19 protein-coding genes are annotated in these 25,625 nt (G+C 71.2%); 7 read left to right on the forward strand and 12 right to left on the reverse strand.

The genetic code is table 11. From position 1 onward, the window contains the following. Position 1: 1 nt before the first annotated feature. From J8403_RS07400 to J8403_RS07450, 11 genes are all read right to left on the reverse strand, one after another. Positions 2–1,942: a heparinase II/III domain-containing protein gene (locus tag J8403_RS07400; RefSeq protein WP_211122449.1), complete on the reverse strand. Its 1,941-nt coding sequence runs from the start codon at positions 1,940–1,942 to the stop codon at positions 2–4. A 99-nt stretch (positions 1,943–2,041) separates the two neighbouring features. Beyond that, positions 2,042–3,184, reverse strand: a complete 1,143-nt coding sequence (locus J8403_RS07405; RefSeq protein ID WP_343245360.1) for an ROK family transcriptional regulator — start codon at positions 3,182–3,184, stop codon at positions 2,042–2,044. Between the two features lie 53 nt (positions 3,185–3,237). After that, positions 3,238–6,351, reverse strand: a complete 3,114-nt coding sequence (locus J8403_RS07410) for an alpha-mannosidase (protein ID WP_211122451.1) — start codon at positions 6,349–6,351, stop codon at positions 3,238–3,240. Beyond that, positions 6,344–8,308, reverse strand: coding sequence for a DUF2264 domain-containing protein (locus J8403_RS07415; RefSeq protein WP_211122452.1), 1,965 nt, complete (start codon positions 8,306–8,308; stop codon positions 6,344–6,346). The genes J8403_RS07410 and J8403_RS07415 overlap by 8 nt, the downstream gene beginning before the upstream one ends. After that, positions 8,308–9,933, reverse strand: coding sequence for an extracellular solute-binding protein (locus J8403_RS07420; RefSeq protein WP_211122453.1), 1,626 nt, complete (start codon positions 9,931–9,933; stop codon positions 8,308–8,310). The genes J8403_RS07415 and J8403_RS07420 overlap by 1 nt, the downstream gene beginning before the upstream one ends. Before the next feature lie 5 nt (positions 9,934–9,938). Next, entirely contained in the window at positions 9,939–10,880 is a 942-nt protein-coding gene (locus tag J8403_RS07425) for a carbohydrate ABC transporter permease (RefSeq protein ID WP_211122454.1), read from the reverse strand. Then, complete coding sequence (locus tag J8403_RS07430; protein ID WP_211122455.1) at positions 10,877–11,854, reverse strand: ABC transporter permease; 978 nt, start codon at positions 11,852–11,854, stop codon at positions 10,877–10,879. The genes J8403_RS07425 and J8403_RS07430 overlap by 4 nt, the downstream gene beginning before the upstream one ends. Before the next feature lie 131 nt (positions 11,855–11,985). Further along, positions 11,986–13,002: a hydroxyacid dehydrogenase gene (locus tag J8403_RS07435; RefSeq protein ID WP_211122456.1), complete on the reverse strand. Its 1,017-nt coding sequence runs from the start codon at positions 13,000–13,002 to the stop codon at positions 11,986–11,988. Between the two features lie 15 nt (positions 13,003–13,017). Further along, the gene (locus J8403_RS07440; protein WP_211122457.1) at positions 13,018–16,041 is read right to left on the reverse strand and encodes an alpha-mannosidase; all 3,024 of its coding nucleotides are present in this window, start codon (positions 16,039–16,041) and stop codon (positions 13,018–13,020) included. A gap of 48 nt (positions 16,042–16,089) precedes the next feature. Next, entirely contained in the window at positions 16,090–17,178 is a 1,089-nt protein-coding gene (locus tag J8403_RS07445) for a Gfo/Idh/MocA family protein (RefSeq protein ID WP_211122458.1), read from the reverse strand. Then, complete coding sequence (locus tag J8403_RS07450) at positions 17,163–17,819, reverse strand: ThuA domain-containing protein (RefSeq protein WP_211122459.1); 657 nt, start codon at positions 17,817–17,819, stop codon at positions 17,163–17,165. The genes J8403_RS07445 and J8403_RS07450 overlap by 16 nt, the downstream gene beginning before the upstream one ends. Positions 17,820–18,441: 622 nt before the next feature. On the opposite strand from J8403_RS07450, the gene J8403_RS07455 reads away from it, so the two are divergent. The 6 genes from J8403_RS07455 to J8403_RS07480 all read left to right on the forward strand — a co-directional run bounded on the left by J8403_RS07455 (position 18,442) and on the right by J8403_RS07480 (position 24,551). Next, positions 18,442–20,304, forward strand: coding sequence for a right-handed parallel beta-helix repeat-containing protein (locus J8403_RS07455; RefSeq protein ID WP_211122460.1), 1,863 nt, complete (start codon positions 18,442–18,444; stop codon positions 20,302–20,304). Between the two features lie 160 nt (positions 20,305–20,464). Next, on the forward strand, positions 20,465–21,211 hold the full coding sequence (locus J8403_RS07460) for an SGNH/GDSL hydrolase family protein (RefSeq protein WP_425519757.1): 747 nt from the start codon (positions 20,465–20,467) through the stop codon (positions 21,209–21,211). Position 21,212: 1 nt separating this feature from the next. After that, positions 21,213–22,547, forward strand: coding sequence for a glycoside hydrolase family 99 protein (locus J8403_RS07465; protein ID WP_211122462.1), 1,335 nt, complete (start codon positions 21,213–21,215; stop codon positions 22,545–22,547). A 139-nt stretch (positions 22,548–22,686) separates the two neighbouring features. After that, positions 22,687–23,355, forward strand: a complete 669-nt coding sequence (locus J8403_RS07470) for an SGNH/GDSL hydrolase family protein (protein WP_246585746.1) — start codon at positions 22,687–22,689, stop codon at positions 23,353–23,355. A gap of 63 nt (positions 23,356–23,418) precedes the next feature. Further along, positions 23,419–23,691: a hypothetical protein gene (locus J8403_RS07475; protein WP_211122464.1), complete on the forward strand. Its 273-nt coding sequence runs from the start codon at positions 23,419–23,421 to the stop codon at positions 23,689–23,691. A gap of 35 nt (positions 23,692–23,726) precedes the next feature. Next, positions 23,727–24,551, forward strand: a complete 825-nt coding sequence (locus J8403_RS07480; protein WP_211122465.1) for a calcium-binding protein — start codon at positions 23,727–23,729, stop codon at positions 24,549–24,551. Between the two features lie 27 nt (positions 24,552–24,578). On the opposite strand, the gene J8403_RS07485 is transcribed toward J8403_RS07480, so the two are convergent. Further along, entirely contained in the window at positions 24,579–25,010 is a 432-nt protein-coding gene (locus J8403_RS07485; RefSeq protein ID WP_211122466.1) for an alcohol dehydrogenase catalytic domain-containing protein, read from the reverse strand. Positions 25,011–25,211: 201 nt separating this feature from the next. Here J8403_RS07485 and J8403_RS07490 point away from each other — a divergent pair, with 201 nt between their 5' ends. Then, positions 25,212–25,622, forward strand: coding sequence for a hypothetical protein (locus J8403_RS07490; protein ID WP_211122467.1), 411 nt, complete (start codon positions 25,212–25,214; stop codon positions 25,620–25,622). The last annotated feature ends 3 nt before the right edge of the window (positions 25,623–25,625 follow it).

The following is a 25,625-nucleotide window of genomic DNA, read 5'->3' on the forward strand; positions in this document are numbered from 1 at the left end:
GTTACATCCGCCTCGACACCCGCCTCGGATTCGGCCGCACCGTCAGCGTGTGCTCGCCCTCGGTCGCGGGCCGGCGGGCGGTGAGGACGAGCCGGTGGATCGCCGGGCCCCACACGCGGGTGAAGGCCGGGTCGGTGAGTGGGACGGTCTCCACCGAGGCGGTGAACACCACGGCGTTCCAGCCGAGCATCAGCCCACGCCCGGCCGGCGGGCTGACGACGGCCCGGCCGCCCCCGTCCGCGAGGGCCACCTCCCCGCCGGCCAGCAGGTGCAGCCCCAGTGAGACCGGCTGGGCGGAGCAGCCCCAGGCGTCGCCGATCTCGATGCGCTCGTCGTCCGCGTCGCGTACGAGCCGGAACGTACGCTGCCAGCGAGTCAGCCCTGCTTCGGGCGGATAGGCCGCGGCGAGGTCACACCTCAGTTCGTCAGTGGTGCCGTCGCAGAAGTGGGCGACCGCGGCCGCCCGGAAGTCCGGCCCCGGCGGCTGGCCGAGGCCGTTGACGATCGGCACGTTGTGATACGCGCTGGTCATCGACCAGATTCCGTAACGCTCCGGGCTGAACGTCTCCTTGCGGTACGTGCCGACCCCGGCGTCGATCAGCAGCGGCCGGGCGTCGAGGGCGACGATGAAGGTGCCGACGTCGTTGTGATTGTGGCTCTCGTCGTTGTGGCCGCCCTTCGCCGCGAGCAGCAGCCCGCGCTCCGTGCCCGCCGCGGCGCGGGTGACCAGGACCTGGGTGTCGGGCAGCCAGCTGCGTACGGGCAGCGGGAAGGGGGCGGGCCCGGCCGCCTGCCAGTCGGCGTCGAAGAGGGCATCCGAGATGCGGCGCAGATCGAACGGCCCGCCGGCCTCCGGGATCGCGGCATCGGCGCCGCCGCGCAGCGCCCGGGCGTGTGCGGACACCTCCGGCTGATCGGTGCGGCGGCCGTACCGGTGCAGCACCGCCGCCGCCATCTCGCGCGGACGCGCCGGCCCGTCCGCGAAGTTGACCGCCCAGCCGTCGCCGATCCAGGTGGCCAGGGGATAGCGCGCGATGGCGCGTATCAGCGGATGGCCGAAGACGCCCGCGTCGGTGCCGAGCAGCGAGGTGAGGGTCTCCAGGCACTCGAAGAGGCTGGCCCCGGCGCGCCACCAGTAGTGCGGTCCTTCGTCGCAGCCGCCGTCCTCGGGGTGCGCCGCCAGGTAGTTCTCCAGGCCCTGGACGATGCGGGAGACCACTGCGCCACGGACCTCGTCGGACTCCTCGGTCAGCGCGGTGGCCAGCAGCAGCTCGGAGTGGATCCAGGGATTCCAGTTGTTCAGCTTGGCCGTCGAACCGTCGTACCAGCCCCAGTCGTCGCGTCGCAGATACGGCCGCAGCACCCGGGTGGAGACCTCCCGGCGCAGCCGTCGGCGCACCAGCGGGTCGATCCGGTCCAGCTCCTCGCCGACGATCGCGTCGGTGAGCGCCAGGAGCACGGCCGTCATCGAGGCGCCGAGGTCCAGGGTGGGGCGCTCCGGGTCCGGCAACAGGCCGCGGTCGCGGCCGTGGGAGCCGAGGACCCGGAAGTCGTGCGCCGGGAGCACCCAGCTGGTCTCCTCGCACAGCGCCCAGACGCCGTCCATCACCTCGTCCAGGAATGCCGCGGACGAGGGGCTCATGGCGGTGGCCAGCACCGCCCGCCCGAGCCGTTCTCGCCGCGCGGCGGCCGGTGCCTGGTAGTCCCAGCGGTCGCCGTCGCGCGCGAAGCGGGCGAACAGGGAGGCGGGCAGGGACGGCCACGGCGCTTGGAGCGTCGAGGCGGCCGCCCGCAGCACGCGGTCGCGGGTGTCGTTGCCGATGCCCTCCCAGGCGCCCCGGTCCGCCGCGGGCGGTACGGGACTCCACTCGCCGATCCGCGGCATACGGGCGGCGACCAGCGAGGGCGGGAACAGCTCTGTCAGACGGGGATGGCCGGGCATGGCGGAGGGCTCCGGGGAGGGAGTGGGGACGGGGAACGGGGGCACCACGCGCGGGCGGCCTATGGCCGAGGGCGTGGCGCCCGGGCGCTTTCGGGCGCTTCAGACCAGCAGCAGCGACCGGGGCTGAGCGGACAGGGTGCGGTCCAGGACCAGGGCGGCCGCGCCGATCGCCGCCACGTTTTCGCCCAGGGTGGTCGACGTGACCGTCGTCGGGTGGGTCGGTCTGACGAACGGGCTCCGCGCCACCATCGACTCGATCGTGGGCAGGAGGCGATCGGACAGCAGCTGCCACACCGGACCGCCGAACACGACCGTGTCCACGTCCAGAAGCGTCGCCGCCGCGCAGACGCCGCGGCCGACGCGGATGGCCAGGCGCTCGATGATGCCGTCCGCCGGTCCGTCCCCGGCCGCCACCGCCAGGCGTTCCAGGCCGCGCTGGGCGTCGGCCGGGTCGAGGCAGGTGTACTCGGTGCCGAGCACGCCCAGGGCGATGGCCTCGTCGACGAGCGTACGGGCCGAGAAGGACGCGCCGAGGCCGCCGACCTCGCCCGCGTTGCCCGACACGCCGCGCAGCACCGTGTCCTCCACCGCCAGGCCCATGCCGGAGCCGGTGCCGAGGTAGAAGAAGAGCAGGTTGCGGCTGTCCGTGGCCGCGCCCGCCCAGCGCTCGGCCACCACCGCCGCCGTCACGTCCTTGTCGAGCAGCGCCGGGAAGCCGGTGGCTTCGCTCAGCCGATCGCGCAGCGGGTAGCGGCCCCAGCCCGGCAGCTCCGGCGGGTCCACCACCCAGCCCGCTTCCGCGTCGATGGGGCCGGGAGCGGCGATGCCCAGGCCCAGTACCCGGGCGTCGTCGATGCCGGTCTCGGCCACCAGCGCCGACACCGATGCCGCCATGTCGGCGGTGGTCCGGTCGGTGTCGCCGCCGCTCGGCGTCTGCCGGCTGCGCTGGGCGACGACGGTGCCGGCCAGGTCCACCAGGACCGTGGTGATCACCGCGGGGTCGAGGTGTACGCCCACGGCGTAGCGCGAGCTCGGCACGACCTCCAGCAGCGTGCGGGGCTTGCCGCTGCCGGTGTGCTGTTTGCCCGACTCGCGCGCCACCCCCTGGTCGAGCAACCGGCGCGTGATGTTCGAGACGGTCTGCGCCGACAGGCCGGTCGCCTGGGCGAGTTCCACCCGGCTGAGGCCGTCCGCGTGCCGGCGGATGGCGTCCAGGATCACGGACTCGTTGAAGTCCGCCATCCGCGGCAGGTTGGTGCCGCGCCTGATGGCCGGTTTTTCGGGCTTCACGGTCGTCAACGTACCTCCCCCTGGCTCGGGCGCATCGTAGGCCGCAGCCGCAGCGTACGGATCTGGAACGGGCGGAACGCCAGGACCACGGCCCCGTCCTCGGACGCGGCCAGCCGCGTGCCCGGCTGCTCCAGCAGATCGCAGTCGTACGCGGCGGCGAGCCCGAAGCCCGCCGTGAGCCGCGCCGCCCGCACCGCCCCGCCGCACGCCTCGTACAGCCGCACCACGACATCGCCGCCCCGGTCGTCGGCGAGCTTCACCGACTCCACCACGACGTCGCAGGTGTCGACGGACACCAGGGCGGCGGCCGACGCCGGGGCCGGGCGCAGCGGCAGGTTCAGCGCGTAACCCCCCGCGATGGCCTCCTCGATGCCGGCTCCGGCCACCAGCGCGTAGCTGAAGCCGTGCCGCCCGCGGTCGGCCCGCGGGTCGGGACTGTGCGGCGAGCGGAGCAGCGAGAGCCGCACCGTGGTCGTGGTGCCGCCGTCCGCGCGGGTGTCGCGGCGGATGTCGTGCCCGTATGTGGAGTCGGTGAGCAGCGCCGCGCCCCAGCGCCGCTCCCCCACGTGCACCCAGCGGTGCGCCCACAGCTCGAAGCGGGCCGCGTCCCAGCTGGTGTTCTCGTGCGTGGGCCGCTGCACATGCCCGAACTGGATCTCGGCGCTCTCGCGCTCCGCGTGCACATCGAGGGGCCAGGCCGCCTTCAGTACGGTGTCGCGCTCCTGCCAGTCGATGTCGGTGCGGACCGTCACCTGACGGGATTCGGCGGCGAGGTCGAGGTGCTGGACGATCCGGGAGGCGCCGAAGGCGCGCTCCACCCGCACCGAGGCGAGCAGCGGGCCCTCGTCGACCAGCGTCACCGACTCGGCCTCGTCGAGGTCGCGGACGGTGTCGCGGTAGTAGGAGTCGATGTTCCAGGCCGACCACAGGGTGGGGTCGTCGGGGTGCAGCTGGAGGAGGTTGCCGGCGCCCCCGGGGGCGATCGACTCCCGGTCGGCGGCGTGGTCGTGGACCGAGGTGATCAGACCGCGCCGGTCGACCACGACCCGTATCACGCCGTTGTCGAGGACGAAGCCGCCGCCCTCGGAAGCGGCCGTGACCTCCTGCCGCGGCGTGGCCACCGTGCCGCCGGAGGCGAGGGCGTCCACCTCGGCGAGGACGGCGCTGCGCCCGTCCGACAGGCGCTGCGCACCGGGGAGTTCGGCACCGGACACGACGGCGACCTCGCGGCGGGCGTACGGCCCCGCGTTGAGCAGCGCTCCGGCGGCACCGGGCAGCCGGCCCACCGCATCCGCGATCAGCGTCTCCAGCTCGTCGCGGATGTCCCCGTACTCCCGCTCGGCCTGCTGGTGCACCCATGCGATGGAGGTGCCCGGCAGGATGTCGTGGAACTGGTTCAGCAGCACCCGCTGCCACAGCGCTTCGAGGCGCTCGTACGGGTACGGCGCGCCCGCCCGTACCGCCGCCGTCGCCGCCCACAGCTCGGCCTCCCGCAGCAGTGCCTCGCTGCGCCGGTTGCCGCGCTTGGTGCGGGCCTGGCTGGTGTAGGTGCCGCGGTGGTTCTCCAGGTACAGCTCGCCGCGCCACACCGGAAGCCCGGTGCGCTCGGCCCGCGCCGCCGCGAAGAAGGCGTCCGGCGCCTCGATGGCGACCTTGGGCGAGCCCTCCAGATCGCGCAGCCGGCGGGCCTTCTCCAGCATGGAGCGGGAGGGGCCGCCACCGCCGTCGCCGTAGCCGAAGGGGACGAGGGAGCGGGTGGCCACTCCCTTGTCCTCGAAGTTGCGCTCGGCGTAGGCGAGTTCGGCCGCCGTGAGCGACGCGTTGTAGCTGTCGACGGGCGGCAGGTGGGTGAAGATGCGGGTGCCGTCGATGCCTTCCCAGTGGAAGGTGTGGTGCGGCAGCTTGTTCGTCTCGTTCCAGGAGAGCTTCTGGGTCAGGAACCACTCCGCGCCGGCGAGCTTGGCCAGCTGCGGGTAGGCGGCGGTGTAGCCGAAGGAGTCCGGCAGCCACACGCCCTTCTGCTCGACACCGAACTCCTCCGCGAAGAAGCGCCGCCCGTACACCAGCTGGCGGGCCATGGCCTCGCCGCCGGGGAGGTTGCCGTCGGCCTCGACCCACATACCGCCGACCGGGACCCAGTTGCCCTCCGCGGCCGCCTTCTTCATCCGGGCGAAGATCTCGGGGCGCCGCTCGCGCATCCACGCGTACTGCTGCGCCGAGGAGCAGGCGAAGATCAGCTCGGGGTACTCCTGGGCGAGAGCCGTCATGTTGGTGAACGTGCGCGCGCACTTGCGTACGGTTTCGCGCACCGGCCACAGCCAGGCCGAGTCGATATGGGCGTGCCCGACGGCGGCGAGGGTGTGCGCGGAGGCGTGCGCCGGCCGGGCGAGCACATCGGCGAGGCGGTCGCGTGCCGCGGCGGCGGTGCTCGCCACGTCGGCCGGGTCGACGGCGTCGGCGGCGCGGCGCAGGGCGTAGAGGATCTCGTGCCGCCGGGTGGAGCCGAGCGGGAGTTCGCGCATCAGCTCGTCGAGGACCTCGATGTCGTGGATGAGGTGCCAGACGTCGTCCTCGCGGACCGCGATCTCGGCCTGCTTGAGGCGGTAGAGAGGGTCGGGGCCGGCCGTCGCCCGCGAACCGTAATGGGTGTTGATCCCCGCACTGCCGGTGATGGGCGGATTGGCGGCGAGCTCGATGAGGAGGTCGACGCCGTCGCCGCCGGTGGCGGGGTCGGCGAGGAGCACGCTGCGGTGGTACGGGTGCAGACCCTGGATCGGCGAGCCGTGGGCGTCGTGGACGAGGCCCTCGGCCTGGCCGCCGGGCCCCTTGGTGAGGTCGAAGTCCAGGTCGAAGACGGCCTCGACGCGGCGTCCCGCCCAGTCGGCGGGGATCTCGGCGCCGGCGCGGAGCCAGGTGGTGCACCAGGGCGCGCCCCAGGTCGAGCCGAGCTGGAAGGGCTCGTACGCGGCGGTCAGCGCGTCGGCCACGGGCACGGGCTCTCCGTCCACGAACCAGGCGCTGAGCGAGAGCGGCCGGGCAGCGCCGTACAAGGCGGGGCGGACGACCCGGTCGAGCAGCTTGCGGATCCGGTCCTCGATGATCCTGCGGTCGTCATGCACGGTGGTGGTCCTTCCAGGGGTCGTACGCGTCGGGATCGGGCGCCGGGAGCCGGATCGTGTCCCGGGTGCCGTCCGCCCAGGTCACGTCGGCGAGGAGGGTGGTGCCGTCGGCACCGGTGGTGACGTGGGGCAGGGCGGCGGGGTCGGTGCCGCCGAGGTGCACCAGGGCGATGTGGAGGGTGCCGTGGGTCACGGGGCCTTCGGTCTCCACGACGGGGGTGGCGGAGGCGGGGCCGAGGGCGTTGCTGTCGGAGCCCGGGCGCACCGCGCCGTGGGGCAGCCCTCGCACGCCCACGACGAGGGAGACGAGGCCGTCGGTGCCTTCGACCCGGGCGGGGCCGCCGGCCGGTGGCGTGTCGTCCACCGCCAGGGCCCAGCCGCCGACCCGCAGCACATGGCCGGGGCCCCGGTCGCCGTCGACGCGTACGGCACGGACCTCGACGGAGCCGCGCAGCGCGGAGCCGACGGTCACCCAGGGGCCGAGGGCGTAGTCGGTGTCGGGGCCGCCGAACACATCCCATGTCGCGTCGTCGGGCCAGTGCGCGCGCGAGCGCGAGACGGCGGTGGCGCCGCCGATGGAGATACGGGTGGCGGGGCGCCGGTGCGAGGCGCGCCCGGCCGCGTCGAGCAGCACGACCGCGTTGTCGAGCGGGTCGGCGTCCGCGCTGCCGCCGGGGACGGTCGGGTCGCCGGGGGTCTCCGGCGCGGTGTGCGTGGAGTAGGCGAAGCGCGCGTAGGACGGGTCGTCGGCGTGCGGACGGGCCGGGTCGGCGTGGTCGCCGCCGTGGTTGACGACGCGTACGACGCCATCGGCGGCGGTGCCCGAGACCAGCCAGCCGGGCGTCGCCAGCGCCTGTGCGAAGTCGCCCTCCTCGACGGCGAGCGGTGTCGCCTCCGCCGTCCACACCGGGTGCTCCGGCGGCAGGGCGAGACCGATGAAGCCCTTGCTCGCCCAGTACGGGGAGGCAGGGCCGGAGTAGCTCTGCAGCATGCCGCGGAAGGGCCGGTGCCAGCCGAGCGTGAGCAGCCCCTGTGCGTTCAGCGCCCCGTGCCCGTGGAAGTGGTCGAGCATGCGGGTGGCGAGCGACCGGGTCTCCCCCGGCGCCAGCGGTGTGGCGTCGAAGACGGCACCGGTCCACACGGAGGCCAGCGCCGCATGCCGGTAGGTGAGCGAGCGGCCCTGGATCAGCGGTGAGCCGTTGGCGCCGACCAGCAGCCGCTGGTCCGCCAGGAACCGCCGCAGCCGCTCCCGGTAGCGGTCCAGCAGCCCGGCGGGCGCCGCATCGCCGAGGATGCGGCAGAACCACAGCGGGTAGAGGTGCATCGCCCACCCGTTGTAGTGGTCGAAGTTGCGGTGTCCGGCGCCGGTCAGCCCGTCGGAGTACCAGCCCTCGCCCGCGTACCAGCCATCGGTCAGCGCGATGGTCCGGTCCAGGTCCTGTTGGCGCCACTCGCCGCCGGCGGTCCGGGCGAAGGCTTCGGTGACGCCCTGGAACCAGATCCAGTTGTTCCCCGGCATCGGGTTGCCGACCATCGGCGCCAGCCAGTCCAGCACCCGCTGCCGGACCTTCGCGTCCAGCCGGTCCCAGATCCACGGCCGGGTCTCGTGCAGCGCGAGCGCGATGGAGGCCGCCTCGACCTTCGCCTGGTTGCATTCGGCGAAGGCCGGCCAGCGGTCCGGGTTCTGCGGGTCGGTGCCGGCGGCGACGCCGGCCGCGTACCACCCGGCGAGGTCGTGCGGGTCCGCGCCCGCCGCCCCCGTCAGCCGGAACGCGGCCAGCAGGAACGTGCGGGCGAAGCCCTCGAGGCCGTCGCTGTGCGCACCGTTGTGGCTGGGCACGCCGGGGAGGTGGATCAGGTCGTGCCCTTCGGTGGCGTACGGCCGTACGGCGAGCAGCATGGCGTCGGCGGTCCGCTCCCAGCGGGCGCGGTCCTCGGCGGGGGTGTGGTGGTGCATCAGTGGCGGGTCTCCCATGCCTTTTCGAACTCGACGCGGATCTGATCGCCCGCCTCCTTGCGCCAGTTCCGCATGACGCCGTCCCACTCCTTGAGGGGGACGCGGCCCTGCATGATGCCCTTGCGGGTGTCGTCCAGGATCTTCTGCAGCAGTGCGGACTTCTTGGCGTTGGTGGGCGAGTAGAGGGCCTCGGTGGGGTTGCGGACCAACCGCTCGACGGCGTCCTTCTGGAATGCGTACTGCGTCTTCACGACCCCCGGCTTGACCGGGTAGTAGAGCGTGAAGGGCGCGTCCGTGGCGAAGGTCGTCGGCAGGGTGACCTCGGCCGTGCCCTTCGGCGTGAGGATCGGGTCGGCCCCCCTCATCGTGTGGTCCGGGCCTCGGACGCCGTACTTGCGCAGCAGATAGCCGTCCGTGCCGAAGGGCGCGGCAAGGGCGTTCATCGCCCGCAGGATCTGCTTGATACGTGCCTTGGGCGCCTTCTTGATGATGAGGAGGCCGTAATAGGACTGGCCCGACCAGTAGGTGCCCTTACCGCCGTCCCAGCTGGGCGGCATCAGGTAGCCGAGGTCGAAGCCCTTCGCCGCGGGAGCGTACGTGGTGTAGTAGTCGTTCCACGCGGCGGCCCCGTCGGGGTTGATGACGAGCTGGCCGGTGCCGAACCACTCCTTGGCCTTGCCCGTGACGGTGTAGGCGTCCGGGTGCATGACTCCGGCCTTCGTCATCCGGAGGACCGCGTCCATGGCCTGCTTGGCCTCCTCGGTCTCGAGCCAGAAGGTGAACTTCCCCTCTTCCTCACGCCATTTGTTGGGTCCGCCCAGCATCTGCATGGTCGTGTCGAACGCGGTGATGGGGTCGCCCATGGCGTACTGGTTGCGCTTGCGGTCGGTGACGTCCTTGCACAGCTGGAAGTACTCCTTCCAGCTGCTCGGGTTCGGGTCGACGTCCAGCTTCTCGAGCAGGTCGAGGCGGGTGAAGATCGGACCGCCGGAGACGGGGCGGGGCATCGGGATCCCGTAGATGCCGCCGTTGAGCACACAAGGCCCCCAGGAAGCGGTCGGGATGTTGGCGAGGTACGGGTAGTCCCGGATGTTGTCCCCGGACAGATGCGGGGTGAGGTCCTCGAAGAGGGCGTCCAGCATGCCCGGCGTTGCCACGGCATTGTCCTTCGGCGGCAGCATCAGCATCGCGTCCGGCAGATCGCCGCCCGCGAGCGTCACGGCGAACTTGTTCGGGTAGTCGGCGACCGGCGTGATCTCGAAGTTGAGGTCGCAGCCGATGCTCTTGTTGAGCGCCTGCCACATGACGTTGCTCCCCACCGGCGGCGGCACCGGATTGAAGATCAGCGTCATGATGTCGATGGCGGGGCCCTTGGCGGGCGGGCCGTCCGGCAGCGCCGTGACGGGGTTGGCGGGGTAGTGCTCATAGCCGACCGAGACGCCGTCCGCTGTCGCGGGCATCGACGTCGGCACGCCCTGGTACGGGATGTACGTGGGCAGCGGGGCCTTGGCGTTGGCCGCCCTGGCCGAGACCGGCTTGTAGTCACCGCAGCCGGCCAGGGTGAGCCCTGCCGTGGCACCGGCGGCCGAGGCGAGAAAGCCGCGGCGGCTCATAGATGGCTTCATCACCGTCATCCCTTCACCGCTCCGACCATGACGCCCTTGTTCATATGCCGCTGCAGGAAGGGGTAGACGATCACGATGGGCACGATCGAGAGCACGAGGATGGCCGCCTGCAGCGACTGTGCCGGCGGCAGCGGTGCGCCGGCCGCGGCGTCGACCTGGCCACCGCTGAGAGCCGCGTTGTTGACGACGTACGTGCGCAGCACCATCTGCATCGGCCACTTGGCGGCGTCGTTGATGTAGAGCAGCGCGTTGAAGAAGGCGTTCCAGTACGTCACCGCGTAGAACAGGCCGATGACCGCGACCGATGCCTTGGACAGGGGGAGCACGATCCGGGTCAGGATCGACAGCTCGGAGGCGCCGTCGATGCGTGCCGAGTCGATGAGCTCCTTGGGGATGCCCATGAAGAAGGAGCGCAACACGATCACGTTGAACGCGTTGATCATGGTCGGCAGGATCAGCGACCAGTAGCTGTTGATCAGGCCGAGCTGCTTGACCATCAGGTAGCTGGGGATGACGCCCGGCACGAACAGCAACGACATCAGCAGCAGCATCAGGATCGGCTTGTGTCCGAAGGAGCCCGGCCTGCTGAGTCCGTAGGCCAGCGAGATGGAGCTGAGCAGCGACAGGGCCGTACCGACGACGGTGATGCCGACACTGACCAGCATGGCCTTGGAGACCAGCCCGCCGGAGAGCAGCGCCGAGTAGGCGGAGAAGCTCGGGTTGTCGGGCCACAGGATGTAGCCGCCGGCCTTGGTGACCTGTGCGGTGTCGGCGAGCGAGGTCGAGATGATCGCCAGGAACGGCAGCAGCACCAGGACCACACAGATCAGGAGGATCAACGACTTCAGGGCGCGCCACGGCGGGGTGCCAGGGGTCTCGCCGGGGATGGCGCTGTAGGCCCGGCGTGGCCCGCGGCGCACCGGGTGGGTGGGCGACAGCGTTGTCATGACTTGTAGACACCTTCCTCGCCGAAGAGGTGGGCGACCTTGTTGGCGCCCAGGACCAGCACGACCCCGACCAGCCCCTTGACCAGGCCGACGGCGGCGCTGACGCCCCAGTCCCCGCCGATGAGACCGTGGTTGTAGACGTAGGTGTCCATGACTTCGCTGTTCTCCAGGCCGACGCCGCCCTGCTGCAGCAGGATCTGCTCGAAGCCGACGGAGAGGGCGTCGCCGAGGCGGAGGATGAGCAGCAGGATCACCAGGCCGCGCAGCGCGGGCAGGGTGACGTGCCAGGTCTGCCGCAAGCGGCTGGCGCCGTCCATCGCGGCGGCCTCGTAGAGGTCGTTGTCGACGCGGGAGAGGGCGGCCAGGAAGAGGATGGTGCCCCAGCCGGTGTCCTTCCAGATGACCTGGGAGGTGAGCAGCGACTTGAACAGCTCCGGGTTGCCGATGATGTTCCAGGTGCCCACGTCGTGGGCCTGCAGGAACAGGTTGAGCATGCCGGTGTTGCCCAGCATCTGCTGGAAGAGGGCGACGACGACCACCCAGGACAGGAAGTGCGGCAGATACAGCACGTTCTGCACCCACTTCTTGATCCGCTCGCTGACCAGGCTGTTCAGAGCGAGCGCGAGGAGGATGGGTGCGGGGAAGACGAAGACGACCTGGATCAGCGTCAGTTGCAGCGTGTTGACCAGTGCCCGCAGGAACTGGTCGTCACCGTTGAAGAGGACATCGAAGTTGTCCAGCCCGCTCCAGGGGCTGTGCATGATGCCGATGTACGGCTGGTAGTCCTGGAACGCGATGGCGTTTCCGAGCAGCGGAACGTAGTGGAACAGCAACAGCACTATCAGCCCTGGTATCGCGAACCAGAACAGCGCCACGTCTCGTCGGCCGGCCGGGCGCAAGCGCCGCGGCCGGCGGGTGTCCGCCCCTCTGCCCTCCTCGGCCGCCGGAGCGGCGGATCGTTGAACCGTTGTCATGAGGTGGAGCCCTTTCATCATCGAAAGACGGCGTTCCGCGTCACTCCCCGGTCTGCGGGTGGTGACGTACATCCTGCGGAGGTACGTGGAGTGGGGCAGCCGGGCGCCCCGCCCTACCGGTGATCGGCGGCTCAGGCCAGCCGGGCGAGCGCCTCCCGCGTGACCTCGCCCCGCAGTGGCTCGCCGGCCAGCCAGCGGGCGACCTCGGCGACCGCGTACTGCCCGAGCCGTCGCACCTCCGTGCCCTGGGCGCCGGCGATATGCGGGGTGAGCAGCACATTCGGCAGGGAGACCAGGGGGTGCTCCGGCGGCACCGGCTCGGGGTCCGTCACATCGAGGTACGCCTCGAGCCGGCCCGAGACGCATTCGCGGGTCAGGGCCTCGGTGTCGAGAATCGCGCCCCGTGCCGTATTGATCACCGCGGCCCCGTCGGGGAGCAGCGCCAGCAGCCCCGCGTCCAGCAGTCCCGTCGTCTCCGGCAGCAGCGGCGCGTGCACGCTCACCACCGCGGAGCGGCGGCAGAGTTCGGCGAGTTCCACCGGCTCCGCGCCCAGCGACCGCGCCTCCTCGTCCGTGACATACGGGTCGCTGAGCAGGATCCGGTAGCCCGCGTCGGAGCGCGCCAGTTGGGCGATCACGCCGCGGCCGATGCGGGAGGCGCCGATGATGCCCACCGTCAGGCCGTCGCCACCCGAGCGGAGCGCGGTCTGCGGCCACCCGGCCCGGTATCCCGCCGCCATGGTCAGCGTCCGCCGGGCGGCGAGCGTGATCAGAGCGGCGGTGTACGCGATGACCGGGCCGGCATTGGCGTCGGCGGCCGACGAGACCACGATGCCGCGCTCCCACACCGCCTCGCTCACCAGCGACTTGACCGTCCCGGCGGCGTGCGCCACGGCCCGCAGCTTCGGGGCCCGCGCCAGCACCTCGGCCGTCAGCCGCGGGCAGCCCCAGCCGCTGACGAGCACCTCCGCCTCGGCGAGCGCCTCGGGGAAGGTGGCGTGCACCTGAGCACCCGACGGGTCCGGGACCAGCCGCGCCATCTCGGCCAGCCGATCGCGCAGCGGTGCCGGCAGGACGAGACCGGCGACGTCGGGGCTCATCACGCACACCACCGTGGGGCGGTCCGGGCGGGCCGCTGGGGCAGTCATATCGGTCCGGTCCTCTCAGGCGCGGGGCAGCCGCAGGGTCACCATCTGGAACGGCCGCAGCGCGAGCGCCACGCCACCGTCGGCCACGACCGGCCGTTCGGCGCCGGGGAGCGGGCGTTCCAGCAGGTCCGTGAGGACCGCGTGGCCGGCGGCGAAGCCGTCGACGCGGACGGTGGCGCGGGCGCGGGCGCCGCCGGCCTCGTAGAGGCGCACCACCAGGTCGCCGCTGCGGTCGTCGGCGAGCTTGACCGCGCTCACCACGACGGCGTCGTTGTCGACCCCGACCAGGGGCGCCACCCCGGCGGCACCGCCGGTGACGCGGCGCTCCGGCAGGTTGGCGCGGTAGCCCTCGCGTACCGCGTCGCCGACCGTGGCGCCGGGGACCAGCGCGTGGTGGAAGCGGTGTACGCCCTGGTCCGTCTCCGGATCCGGGTAGCGGGGCGCGCGCAGCAGCGACGCCCGCACCGTGGTGGTGGTCCCCGCGTCGGCACCGGTCCGTACCGCGCGGGTCACATCGTGGCCGTACGTGGCGTCGTTGACGATCGCCACGCCCCAGCCCGGCTCGTCGACCTGCACGAAGCGGTGGTTGCAGGCCTCGAACTTCGCCCACTCCCAGCTGGTGTTCTGGTGGGTGGGCCGGTGGACGTGTCCGTACTGCGTCTCCGAGGCGTACCGGTCGGCCTTCACGTCCAGCGGGAAGGCGAGCTTCAGGAAGCGCTCGGTCTCGTGCCAGTCGACCTCGGTGTCGATGTCCAGCCGCTTGGTGTCCTTCGGTACGGACAGGAGCTGGCTGACGCGGGATTCGCCGAAGGCGCGCACGATACGCACCGAGGTGCCCTCGACACCCAGAACGGCCACGTCGGTGAGGTCGCTGCCGGTGTTGCGGTAGAAGGCGTCGACGTCCCAGGCGTCCCACTGGTTGGGGAAGTCGGGGTGCAGCTGGAGCAGGTTGGCCGCCTGCCCGGGGGCGATCGCCTCCCGGTCGGCGGCGTGATCGTATGCGGAGACGACCAGGCCGCGGGCGTCGATCTCGACGCGCAGAAGGCCGTTGTCGAGGAGGTAACCGCCGCCGTCGCGCGGGACCGGGGCGACACCGCCCTCGTCAGCCGCGGCCGACGCGCCCCCGGCCGGGACACCGCGCCGTGCGTGCGGCGCCGAGTTGAAGACCAGCTCGCCGGTGCCCGCGCCGGCGAGCGCGCGCTGCGCACCCTCGATGATGCCCTCCAGCTCCTCCGCCACCCGTGCGTACGTCTCCCGCGCCTCCCGGTGCACCCAGGCGATCGAGGAGCCCGGCAGGATGTCGTGGAACTGGTGCAGCAGCACCGTCTTCCAGATCCGGTCGAGCTCTTCGTACGGATACCGAACTCCCGCCCGTACGGCCGCCGTGGCCGCCCACAGCTCGGCCTCCGTCAGCAGGGACTCGCTGCGCCGGTTGCCGCGCTTGGTCTGCGCCTGGCTGGTGAGGGTGGCGCGGTGCAGCTCCAGGTAGAGCTCGCCCACCCACACGGGCGGGTCGGGGTATTCGGCCTCGGCCTTCTCGAAGAAGTCGGCGGGAGATTCCCACTGGACCCTCGGCGCACCCTCCAAGCTGCGCAGCCGCGCCGCCTTCGCGACCATCTCGCGGGTGGTGCCCCCGCCGCCGTCGCCGTAGCCGACCGGGGCGAGGGACCGCCTGGCGACGCCCTTCTCCTTGAAGTTGCGGGCGGCGTGGGCGAGCTGGGCGCCGGTCATCTCGCAGTTGTACGAGTCGACCGGCGGGAAGTGGGTGAAGATCCGGGTGCCGTCGATGCCCTCCCAGTGGAAGGTGTGGTGCGGGAAGGAGTTGGTCCTGCTCCAGGAGATCTTCTGCGTGAGGAGGCGGTCGGATCCGGCGGCCTTGATGATCTGCGGCAGGCCGGCCGCGAAGCCGAAGGTGTCGGGGAGCCAGGCCTCGTCGTTCTCGATGCCGAACTCCTCGAGGAAGAAGCGCTTGCCGTGGACGAACTGCCGGGCCATCGCCTCGGAGCCGGGCATGTTGGTGTCGGACTCGACCCACATGCCCCCCGCCGGCACGAAGCGGCCGTCCGCGACCGCCTTCTTGACCCTGGCGTAGACCTCGGGGCGGTGCTCCTTGATCCAGGCGAACTGCTGGGCCTGCGACATGGCGAAGACGAAGTCCGGCTCGTCCTCGAGGAGCCTGGTCATGTTCGCGGTGGTACGGGCGACCTTGCGGACCGTCTCGCGCAGCGGCCACAGCCAGGCGGAGTCGATGTGGGCGTGGCCGACGGCGCTGATGCGGTGCGCCGCGGGGCTCGCGGGCGCGGCCAGCACCTCGGCGAGCTCGTCCCGCGCGGCCTGGGCGGTGCCGTTCACGTCCCCCAGGTCGATGGCGTCCAGCGCACGGCTGACGGCGCGCAGGAGCTCCCAGCGGCGGGCGCCGTCGACGGGCAGCTCGGCCATCAGCTCGCCGAGCACCTCCAGGTCCATGACCAGGTTCCACACCGTCTCGTCGAAGACGGCCAGCACCATGTCGCCGAGGACGTACTGGGGCGCGTCGCCCGCGGTCGCCCTGTCGCCGAGCAGGGTCGGCCGGAAGGGCACGCCGTCCGCCTCGAGGTCGGGGTTGGAGGCGGCCTCGATGCGCCAGTGGATCCGCTCGCCGCCGGCGGCCGGGGCGCCGACGCGGACGTAGTTGTTGCGCGGATGGAGGCCCTTGACCGGGGTGCCGTCGGGCTCGTGGACGAGCCCCTCGCACTGGAAGCCGGGGGTACGCGGGGTGAAGCCGAGGTCGAGCACGGCCTCGACCGTCCTTCCGGCCCACTCGGCCGGCACCTCGCCGGTCACCTCGAACCAGCTGGTCCCCCACGGCGCGCCCCAGGGGGCGCCGGTGACGATCGGGCGGGTCGGTGCCACCAGCCCCTCGGCCACCGGGACGGGCTCGTCCGCCGTGGACCAGATCTCCACGGTCAGGGGTGTGGTGGCGGGGTGGACGGCGGGACGGACGCGCTCGTTGAGGACGCGTTCCAGGCGGGCTTCGACCAGCTTCCGGTCGTCGTGCATCCAGGGCCTGTCTTTCGGGTCTTGTCGGCGGGTGGTGGGGTGTGCGGGTCAGAGGGCGACCGGGGCGGGGCGCGCGCAGGTGCCGCCGATCGGCAGGGCCCGGCCCTGCTCCGCCGCGTCCATGACCGTCAGCATGACGTCCAGGACGTGGGCGGCGAGTTCGGCGGACGCGCGGTGCGGGCGACCTGCCGACAGGGCCTCGGACAGGTCGGCCAGGCCCGCGCCGCGCCCCGCGTCCGGGTAGCCGGCCGAGGCCGGCAGCGTCTCCCAACCGTCGCCGCGGTTCAGCTCGACGGCGCCGTCGAAGGTGTTCGGGTCGGGTACGGACAGCGAGGCCTCGGTGCCGTGTACCTCGATGCGCGGCAGGCGCGCGGCGCGTACGTCGAAGCTCATGATGAGCGTGGACAGGGCGCCTCCGGTGTGCTCCAGGGTGCCGGTGATGTGCGTGTCCACCTCCACCGGGAAGCTGAGCCCCGCGCGCGGGCCGCTGCCGATGGTGCGCTCCGTGCGCGGGCGGGAGGACGCGCCGGTCACCTTGGCCACCGGGCCCAGCAGGTGCACCAGGGCGGAGAGGTAGTACGGGCCCATGTCCAGCAGCGGGCCGCCCCCGGGCCGGTAGTAGAACTCCGGGTCCGGGTGCCACCTCTCGTGCCCCGCGCCGGTCATGAAGGCCGTGGCGGCGACCGGTCGGCCGATCAGGCCGTCGTCGATGGCCTTGCGCGCGGTCTGGGTGCCGGTGCCCAGGACGGTGTCGGGCGCGCAACCGACCCGCAGACCTGACTCGCGGGCCGCGGCGAGCACGGCGTCGGCTTCCTCGCGGTTCGCCGCCAGGGGCTTCTCGCCGTAGACGTGCTTGCCCGCGCGTAGTGCCTGCAGCGCGACGTCGGCGTGGGCGGCCGGGATGGTGAGGTTGAGGACGGCGTCCACGTCCTCCCGCGCCACCAGGTCGGTCACCGAGTCCGCCACGGCGACCCGGCCTTCGTACCGTGCGGCGACGGCCTCGGCGCGGCCGCGGTCGAGGTCGGTGACGGCGGTGAGCTCCACCGAGGTCAGCTCGGTCAGGGTGGCGAGATAGGCGCCGCTGATCTTTCCCGCGCCCACGACGCCTATGCGCAGTGGCTTCAGCGGCTCGCCCACAGCAGTCCCCTCTCGGTCAGCGTCCGGACCTCCGGCACCTCGAAGTCGTCGGGCTTGTGTCCGATGGTCGATACGAAGACCCGGCCCCGGCCCCAGGTCCTGGTCCACACCGCGGGCATCACCGCGGGCCGGTCGTGGAACTCGTCCGGCGGGAAGGAGGTGGTGGCCAGCACGTCGATGTGCGGGTCGGTGAGCACCCAGTACTGCTCGGAGTGGAGGGTGAAGTCGTCGAGCCCGGCGACGATGGGGTGGTCGGCGCGCTCGGGCGCGATCTCGTAGCCGTGGTCGAGGTAGCCGGGCGGGTGCATCACGAACGTGCCGCCGGTGAGCAGGTGGTAGCCGTGGTCGTGAAAGCAGTCGACGATGCCGCCGTGCCAGCCGGCCAGACCGGTGCCGGCGCGGACCGCGGCGGCGAGGTTGGCGCTCTGCTCGCGGGTGATGCTGCCCATGGTCCAGCACTGGACGATCAGGTCGGTGGTGGTGAGGCGCTCCGGGTCGTCGTACACCGCGAGGTCCTCGGCGGTCTCGACGGTGAAGCCGTGATCCTTGAGGTACGGAACGAAGCTGTCGCTGATCGTCACGGGGTGATGCCCGTCCCAGCCGCCGCGGACGACCAGCGCCCGCCGGGTGTCGGTGGTCAAGGTGGATGCACGCTCCCATTCGTCACCGCGTGGCAGGACGCGGCTTTCGGGGTGGTCTGGGCCGCGCCCGGCAGGTCTGGCGGGAGAGGAGACGTGCCACCGATGGACGGTGCCGGTCGCGAGGTTGCGAACGTATGAACCGGCTCGGGTCTTTGTCAATACGTTGTACTAAGTCGCTGCCCGGCGGTGGCTGCCGGGTGGTGCGCTCGGGCGGCGACACGAACGCGGCGAAGCCGTGGGCAAGTTTTTGCCATGCGGACGCGGTTGGCGGCCCTCCCCTGGCCGGGAGGATTTCCCGTATGCCATCGGGCCCCGCCGACCGGGGTTCCGCGCTGCGGCATACGGCAGCGAACCTGCCGGTCAGAGCCATATCGCAGGAGCTCTGCGACAGCGCGGCCGACTGTCCGGCCTCCTGTCGCGGCGTGGGCCGGACCACCCGCTCCGTCGGCATCCCGGTGGGACGTACGGGATCATGCCGTCGGGTCAACTCTCCCGCGCATCCGATGAATCGGGCCTGTCGACCGCATTGACGTAAGTCAATCGGATGGACTTTCATATCCGCCCAGTGACGCCCTGAGGGCTCACCCGTCCCCGTCGCGCTCAGGCGAACGAGAGGTCATCCATGCATCACCGCAGAGTCCGGCGACTCTCCATCTGGGTCGCCGGTGTCGCACTGCTCGGCGCCCTCATCGACCTCCCCGGCACCGAAGGGCACGCGGAGGCCGCGGCCGGAGCCGGCTCCGAAGCCGAGGCCGCCGCCGAGGCCTTGGCCGCCGCCGGAGCCGAGGGCGCCGCCGAGGCCGGGGCCCGTACGCCCTTTGTGACCGTCGAGGCGGAGTCCGGGACACTCGGCGGTGGCGCCAAGGTCCACGCCATCAAGCCGGGCGATCCCGCGCCCACCAAAGCCACTCCGGAGACCGAGGCATCCGGCTATGCCTATGCCGAGCTGGACCGGACCGGCCAGTCGGTGGCGGTGGTGAACAAGACCGGCAAGCAGGCCAATACGCTCGTCGTGCGCGCCTCCATCCCCGACGCGCCGCAGGGCGGCGGCATCGACGCCTCGCTGAACCTCTACGTCGACGGCACGTACCGCCAGGCGATCACGATCAGTTCCAAGCAGGCGTGGAACTACCGTCACGCCGCCACCAACGCGGACGACCCGAACGCCGGCGGGGCGGCCTACCGCTTCTACAACGAATTCCCCGTCCGGGTCGAGGGCGCCCCGATCCCCGACGGCAGCACCATCACGCTCAAGAAGGATGCCGCCAACACGGCCGCCTACTACGACGTGGACTCTCTCGACCTGGAGAACGTCGGGGACGCGCGCACCCGCCCCAAGGGCTCGCTCTCCGTGGTCGACTACGGCGCCGACCCGACGTTCGGGAAGGACTCGACGGTCGCCATCCAGAAGACCGTCGACACCGCCCGCGCACAGGGCACATCGGTCTGGATCCCGAAGGGCAAGTACCTCACCAACAGCTTCGACGGGGCCGCGCCATTGGACTTCACCGGCGTGACCGTGCGTGGCGCCGGCATGTGGTACACCACGATCTACCGCAGGCCGCCGCTGCCGGCCAGGCAGCGCTCCCAGATCCTGGTCGGCTCCGGCACCCGGCTGAGCGACCTCCAGATCGACGCCAACGCCATCTACCGTGACGTCCGCGGTCCCGGCGGCTCCGACTACGGCATCAACGCCAGCGGCGCCAAGGGCTGGCTGGTCGAACGGATCTGGACCCGGCACACGGACGCCAACTGGCTGTCCGGCACGGGCGGGACCATCCGCGACAGCCGGACCGCGGACTCGTACGGCGATGGCTTCAACATCAACAACAGCAATACGCCCAGCCCGGACAAGCGCGGCGACGACATCACGGTCCAGAACAACTTCGCCCGCAACACCGGCGACGACTCCTTCGCCGTCTACTCCGACTCCGGCACCCATGGCGACAACGGCCAGTTGAGCGGCGCCCGGGTGCTGAACAACACCGCGATCGCGCCCTGGTGGGCCAATGGCCTCCGGATCGCCGGCGGCAAGGACATCCAGTTCAGGAACAACCTGGTGAAGAGCGTGTCCTCGAACAGCACGCTGGAGGTCGGCGTGTTCGGCGACTCGGGCCACCCGCTGGAATCCGCCACGGTCAGCGGAAACGTCCTGCTCGGTGGCGGCGGCTGGAACGGCCTCCGCCACGGGGTGCAGATCGGCTCGCCGTCTCCGACGTCGAACTTCCCCGACGCGTTCACGAACGTCACGATGACGGACAACGTCATGCGGGGCGCGCTGCGCGCGGGCCTGTTCATCACCCGGAAGAACGTCAAGGTGACACTGCGGAACAACACGGTCGACGGCCCGGCGAACCAGGGCATCTGGGTCACCTCGGGAGTCACCGGGACCGGGACGTTCTCCGGCAACACGGTGCGGAACCTGCTGCCGGGGCAGGTCGAGCTCCAGAACGACTCGAAGGACACGTTCAAGATCACGGAATGATGTGCACGCGGCCTTCGCTCCCCGCCCGCGCACGCGACGCGATCCCACGCATTTCCTTACTCCCGGCACTCGGTGACCGAGGTGCCATCTCGCGCCCGAGAGCGCGCGCATCCCCACACCCCTTCGCAGCCGTCTTCACAGGAGTCCCATGAATGCCACCATGTCCAGACGCGCGGCCCTTCTCGGCGGCGCCTTCGTGGCCGCCGATCTCGTACTGCGATCGACCCCAGCGTCGGCGGACACCCCAGGAGAGTCCAACGGCGGTGTGCGCGTCATGCCGCTCGGCGATTCCATCACCGACGGATTCACCCCCTACCCCGGCGGGTACCGCGTCGGTCTCTGGCAGCGTCTGGCAGCCGGCGGCTACACCGTGGACTTCGTCGGCTCCCAGTCCAACGGCCCCACCGAGCTCGGCGATCACGACCATGAGGGCCACTCCGGCTGGCGCATCGACCAACTGGACGCCGACATCAACACCTGGCTCCGGCAGAGCGACCCCCGCACGGTCCTGTTACTCATCGGCACCAACGACCTCAACCAGAACCATGACATCGCCAAAGCGCCCGCACGCCTGTCGCTGCTGATCGACCACATCCGGGCCGCCAAACCGAGGTGCGAGCTGTTCGTCGCGACCGTTCCGCCGCAGTCCAACGCCACCCTCGAGAGCAGGGTCAGGGCATACAACGCGGCGATTCCCCAGATCGTGGCCTCGAAGGGGCCGCACACGCATCTGGTGAAGATCTACGACGCGATGACCACCGCGGATCTCGCCGACGGCATTCACCCGACCCGGGCCGGCTACGGGAAGATGGCCGCCGTCTGGTACGGGGCGCTGCGCGCGGTTCCCGGCTCGCTTGTGCCGCTTCCTCCGAGCTCGTCTCACACACAGCGCCAGGCAAGGAGCTGACATGGCTGAACACTCCCACAACCGGCGGAGTTTCCTGCGCGGTACCGGCGCTCTCGGCGTCGCAGGGGCAGCGGCCTGGACCGGAATCGGCGGTCTCACACCCGCCGATGCGCGGACCGGAAGTGGCTCGGGCCCGCGCCCCGCACCAGAGCACATGCGGACGTATGCGGCCGACGCGGTCAAGGGAAAGGTGTACGTGGGGTACCAGGGGTGGTTCGCCGCCGCCGGCGACGGCTCTCCGATCAACGCCTGGACGCACTGGTCCAAGGGCACCACACCGTCCCCCGGCAACCAGACGTTCGAGCTCTACCCGGATATCTCGGCCTATCCCGCCGGGTCCCTCTTCCCGACGGGGTACGCCCGGCTGGGCAACGGCAAGCCCGCCACCTTGTTCAGCTCCTACTCCACCGCGGTCATCGACCAGCACTTCCGCTGGATGCGGCAGTACGGGATAGACGGCGCGGCCCTCCAGCGTTTCGGCAGTGACATCGTCGCCGTCGGCCGGCCGCGCTTCGAACAACGCAATGACATCCAGAGCAGGGCACGTGACGCGGCGCAGAAGTACGGGCGCGGCTTCTACATCGAGTACGACATCAGCGGCCTGAACGACACCAATCTGGTGGCCACGATCCAGAGCGACTGGACCAACACCATCAACGGCACGCTGCGCCTTCCCGATTCCCCGGCCTACACGCGCGAGGGCGGAAAGCCCGTCGTCCACCTGTGGGGCCTCGGCTTCACCAACCGCCCCGGCACCGTCAACAGCTGCCTTGAACTGGTCAATTGGTTCAAGAGCAAGGGCGCCTATGTCATCGGGGGCGTTCCCCGGGGCTGGCGCACCGATGCCAATGCCAAGCCCGGCTTCGGTCCCGTCTACGCCGCCCTGAACATGGTCTCTCCCTGGAACGTCGGCAACGCCACCGTGGACCAGAAGCTGTTCGACGATGACATGGCCGAGCTGAGGGCGCGCGGGCAGGACTACCAGCCCGTGATCTATCCCGGATTCGCCTGGTCCAACTGGAAGGAGGGAGCCCCGCGCAACGAGATCCCGCGCAGGGCCGGTGACTTCATGTGGCAGCAGGCCGTGGCCGCCGCCCGGTGCGGCACCAAGTCCGCCTTCATCGCCATGTTCGACGAGTACGACGAGGCCACCGCCATCGCACCGGCCGCGACGGACACGTCGATGATCCCCGCCAACCAGTACTTCCTCACCCTGGACGCCGACGGGACGAGCGTCTCCTCCGACTTCTATCTGCGCCTGGCGGGCGCCGTCACCAAGATGATCAACGGGTCGACCGGCATCAGCCCCACCGTGCCGATCCCGCCGAAGGTCTGACCGAGCTGCCGTAGGCGGGAGGAGACCTGAGTCCCTCCCCCTACGGCCTTCAACCGCCCGCGTCCCCAAGGAGCCCTTCGTGGCAGCGCCACTCAACCCTCATGGCCACTCCAGCACGTCCGCGGGAAGGGTGCGCATCATGCCCCTGGGTGATTCCATCACCGATGGGCACCACGCCTACCCCGGTGGCTACCGCGTCGCACTCGGGCAGCGGCTGGCCGCGGACGGCCATGCCGTCGACTTCGTCGGCTCCCTCGCCAACGGCCCGGTCGAACTGGGCAGCCGCCACCACGAAGGACACTCCGGCTGGCGCATCGGCCAGGTGGACGCACACGTACGGGCATGGCTGCGGCACAGTGTCCCCCACACCGTGTTGCTGCTGATCGGCACGAACGACATGAACGAGCATCACGACGCCGTGCGGGCCCCGACGCGCCTGGCCCGGCTGATCGACCACATCCAGGAGGCCCGGCCGGCCTGTGAGGTGTTCGTCGCCACGGTTCCGCCGCAGTCCGATCCCATACGGGAGCGGCGAGTCACGGCCTACAACGCGGCCCTTCCCGAGGTGGTCGCCGCCAAGGGGCAGCGGGTGCATCTCGTGCGCATGTACGACGCGTTGACCACCGCCGACCTCGCGGACGGCATGCACCCCAACCAGGCGGGTCACGAGAAGATGGCCCGGGTATGGCACGGCGCCCTTCGTTCCGTACCCGCCGCGCTCATGCCGGCGGTGTCGAGCCCGGCCACATGCCGGGCGCCCCGTCCGCCGACCCTGGGCGGACCCGACGGTGTCCTCGGGGGCCGGTGAGACGACGACCAGCCTGCGAGAGCGGCGACTTCTTCGGTGCACGGCCTGGACTTCCAGGAGTTCATGATCGCCCCGATCGGCGCGGCCACCTTCGCCGAGGCCGTCCGTAGGAACTGGGCACCCAGGCCCGCTACGCCGGCCGCGAGGCGCTCGGCTTGCGACGGCCACGACCGTGACGCGATCACCTCACATCTGACGGCGGTGACACATTCCGGCAACACGAGGGAAATTCCTGGCGACATGCAGCTGAACGCGAAAGGGGAATTCGAAAAGATCGCTGAAGAGGGCATCGGCGTGGCACAACCCCGCGCGGAATTTCCACGTCAAAACGGGTGATCGGAAATCAGATCCACTCCCCACGGAGGTTTTTCGTGTCCACCCTTGGCCCGCGTTCCCGCCGCGTCCGCCCGGTCGGCGTCGCCGCCTTACTGGCCGTCGCGGCCAGCACCGGACTCTTCGCCTGGAACGCCCAGGCCGCCACCTCGTCCGCGTCGTCACCGGTGTCCTCGGCCGCGTCGCCGGCCACCGTGACCGCCGCCGACGGAGTGATGGCCTACACGGCGGCCGACGGCCAGACCAACAAGCTCACCATCAAGCGGGTCAGCGAGACCGACACCACGCTGACCTTCGGTGTCGACGACGTCGTCGAGATCACCGCCGGCACCGGCTGCACCCACCCCACCGCCACCGATCTGACGTATGTGACCTGCACCGTGCCGGTCCCCGACCCGGACCACCCGGGCGACCAGGGCAACGTCGTACTCGGCGACGGCAATGACACCGTCAAGATCTCCGGCGGCGATGTGAACGTGGACGGCGGGGCCGGGGACGACACCATCAACGGCGCTTCCGTCGCGGTGGGCGGCGACGGCGACGACACCATCAGCCACACCACGAACGCGAACGGCAACGCCGGCAACGACACCATCACCGACTCGTACGCGGCATGGGCCGGGGACGGCGACGACACCGTCATCGGCGATGACGTGGCCAACGAGATCTACGGCGGCCCCGGCAAGGACTACCTCGACGGCGCCGGCAACGATGACTCGATCGACGGTGAAGAGGGCGACGACACCATCAAGGGCGGGGCGGGCAACGACTACCTCTTCGGCGGCCCCGGCCAGGACGACATCGACGGCGGCGCCGGCGACAACGTCATCGACCAGGACGGATCCATCCCTGAGGGGTTCTGAGGGGACCTGAGGAGACCGCAAGGGGTCTCAGGGACCTGAACAACACAACGGCCCGGGGCGGACGACGACCCGGGCCGTTCCGCCGCCGGGCGGACAACGGAACTCTAACGTCGAACACCAGGTGGGCTCCCCCGACGTCCTCCAGGGCGTCGTTCTCGAGGTCGACGAACTCCTGCGCCCCGAAGTCGAGTGCCGTCTGCCGGTCGGCAGCGCGCCCGGTGCCGAGCCATAGCCGAGAGCGGTGACCACCCCGGCAAGTTCATGCCCGGGAATCGACGGTGTCCGGTCGCGATTGAGGCGATCGGTCCAGCTCGAGGGCCACATCAGCTCACCCGGGGTGAAGCCCGACGCATGAACCCGAACGAGTACGTCGTTTCCCGCGGGGGCCGGCTCCGGCCGCTCGACGAGCGTCATCCCAGCCGTTCCCGCGGCCTGGTCCGTCACCACGATCGCTTTCATTCCGCATCCTTCCTGGATCCTCGCCACCTTCCCAGCCGGCCATTGTCAGCGGTCGGCCGGGAAGGCGAATGCGCGATGTAAAAGCTTTTCCTCGGATATCGGCGATTCCTGGGCACGCTTGAACGCACTGGATTGAGCTCGATATGTACAGGGGCGCTTCAAAGACGTTGAGGGGCGCGGCAGCCTCGTACGCTCGTCTCTGTGCCCCGCCATCCGAACAAGCCCCGCCGCCTGGTCGCCGACGGGCGGACGTATCTGTGGACGCTACGCCACAGCCACCGCGTGCTGGACGACGGCCGGTCCACCGCCTGCCGCCAGACCCTCACCCTGTACCCGCAGCCGGCCGGCACCGGCGCCCCGCTGCGCATCGTCTTCGCCGAGGGGCCGGGCCGGTACGTCCCGGGCGGGTTCCCCATGGGCTCCGGGGACGTGGGGTACGTCCGGGGCGGCTCCCTGAACTTGCATGAACCGGGCGCCGTCCGGGCGCTGCTCGACGCGGCGTCGGCCCGCGGTTGGCAGCCGGGGGAACGGCAGGTGGTGGAAGTCGATGGCTGGCCCTTGCTGGAGGCGGTCACTGCCGCGGCGGCCATCGACGCCGACCCTGCCTGCTGAGGC

The sequence above is a fragment of the Streptomyces yatensis genome, from assembly GCF_018069625.1.
Classification (GTDB): domain Bacteria; phylum Actinomycetota; class Actinomycetes; order Streptomycetales; family Streptomycetaceae; genus Streptomyces; species Streptomyces yatensis.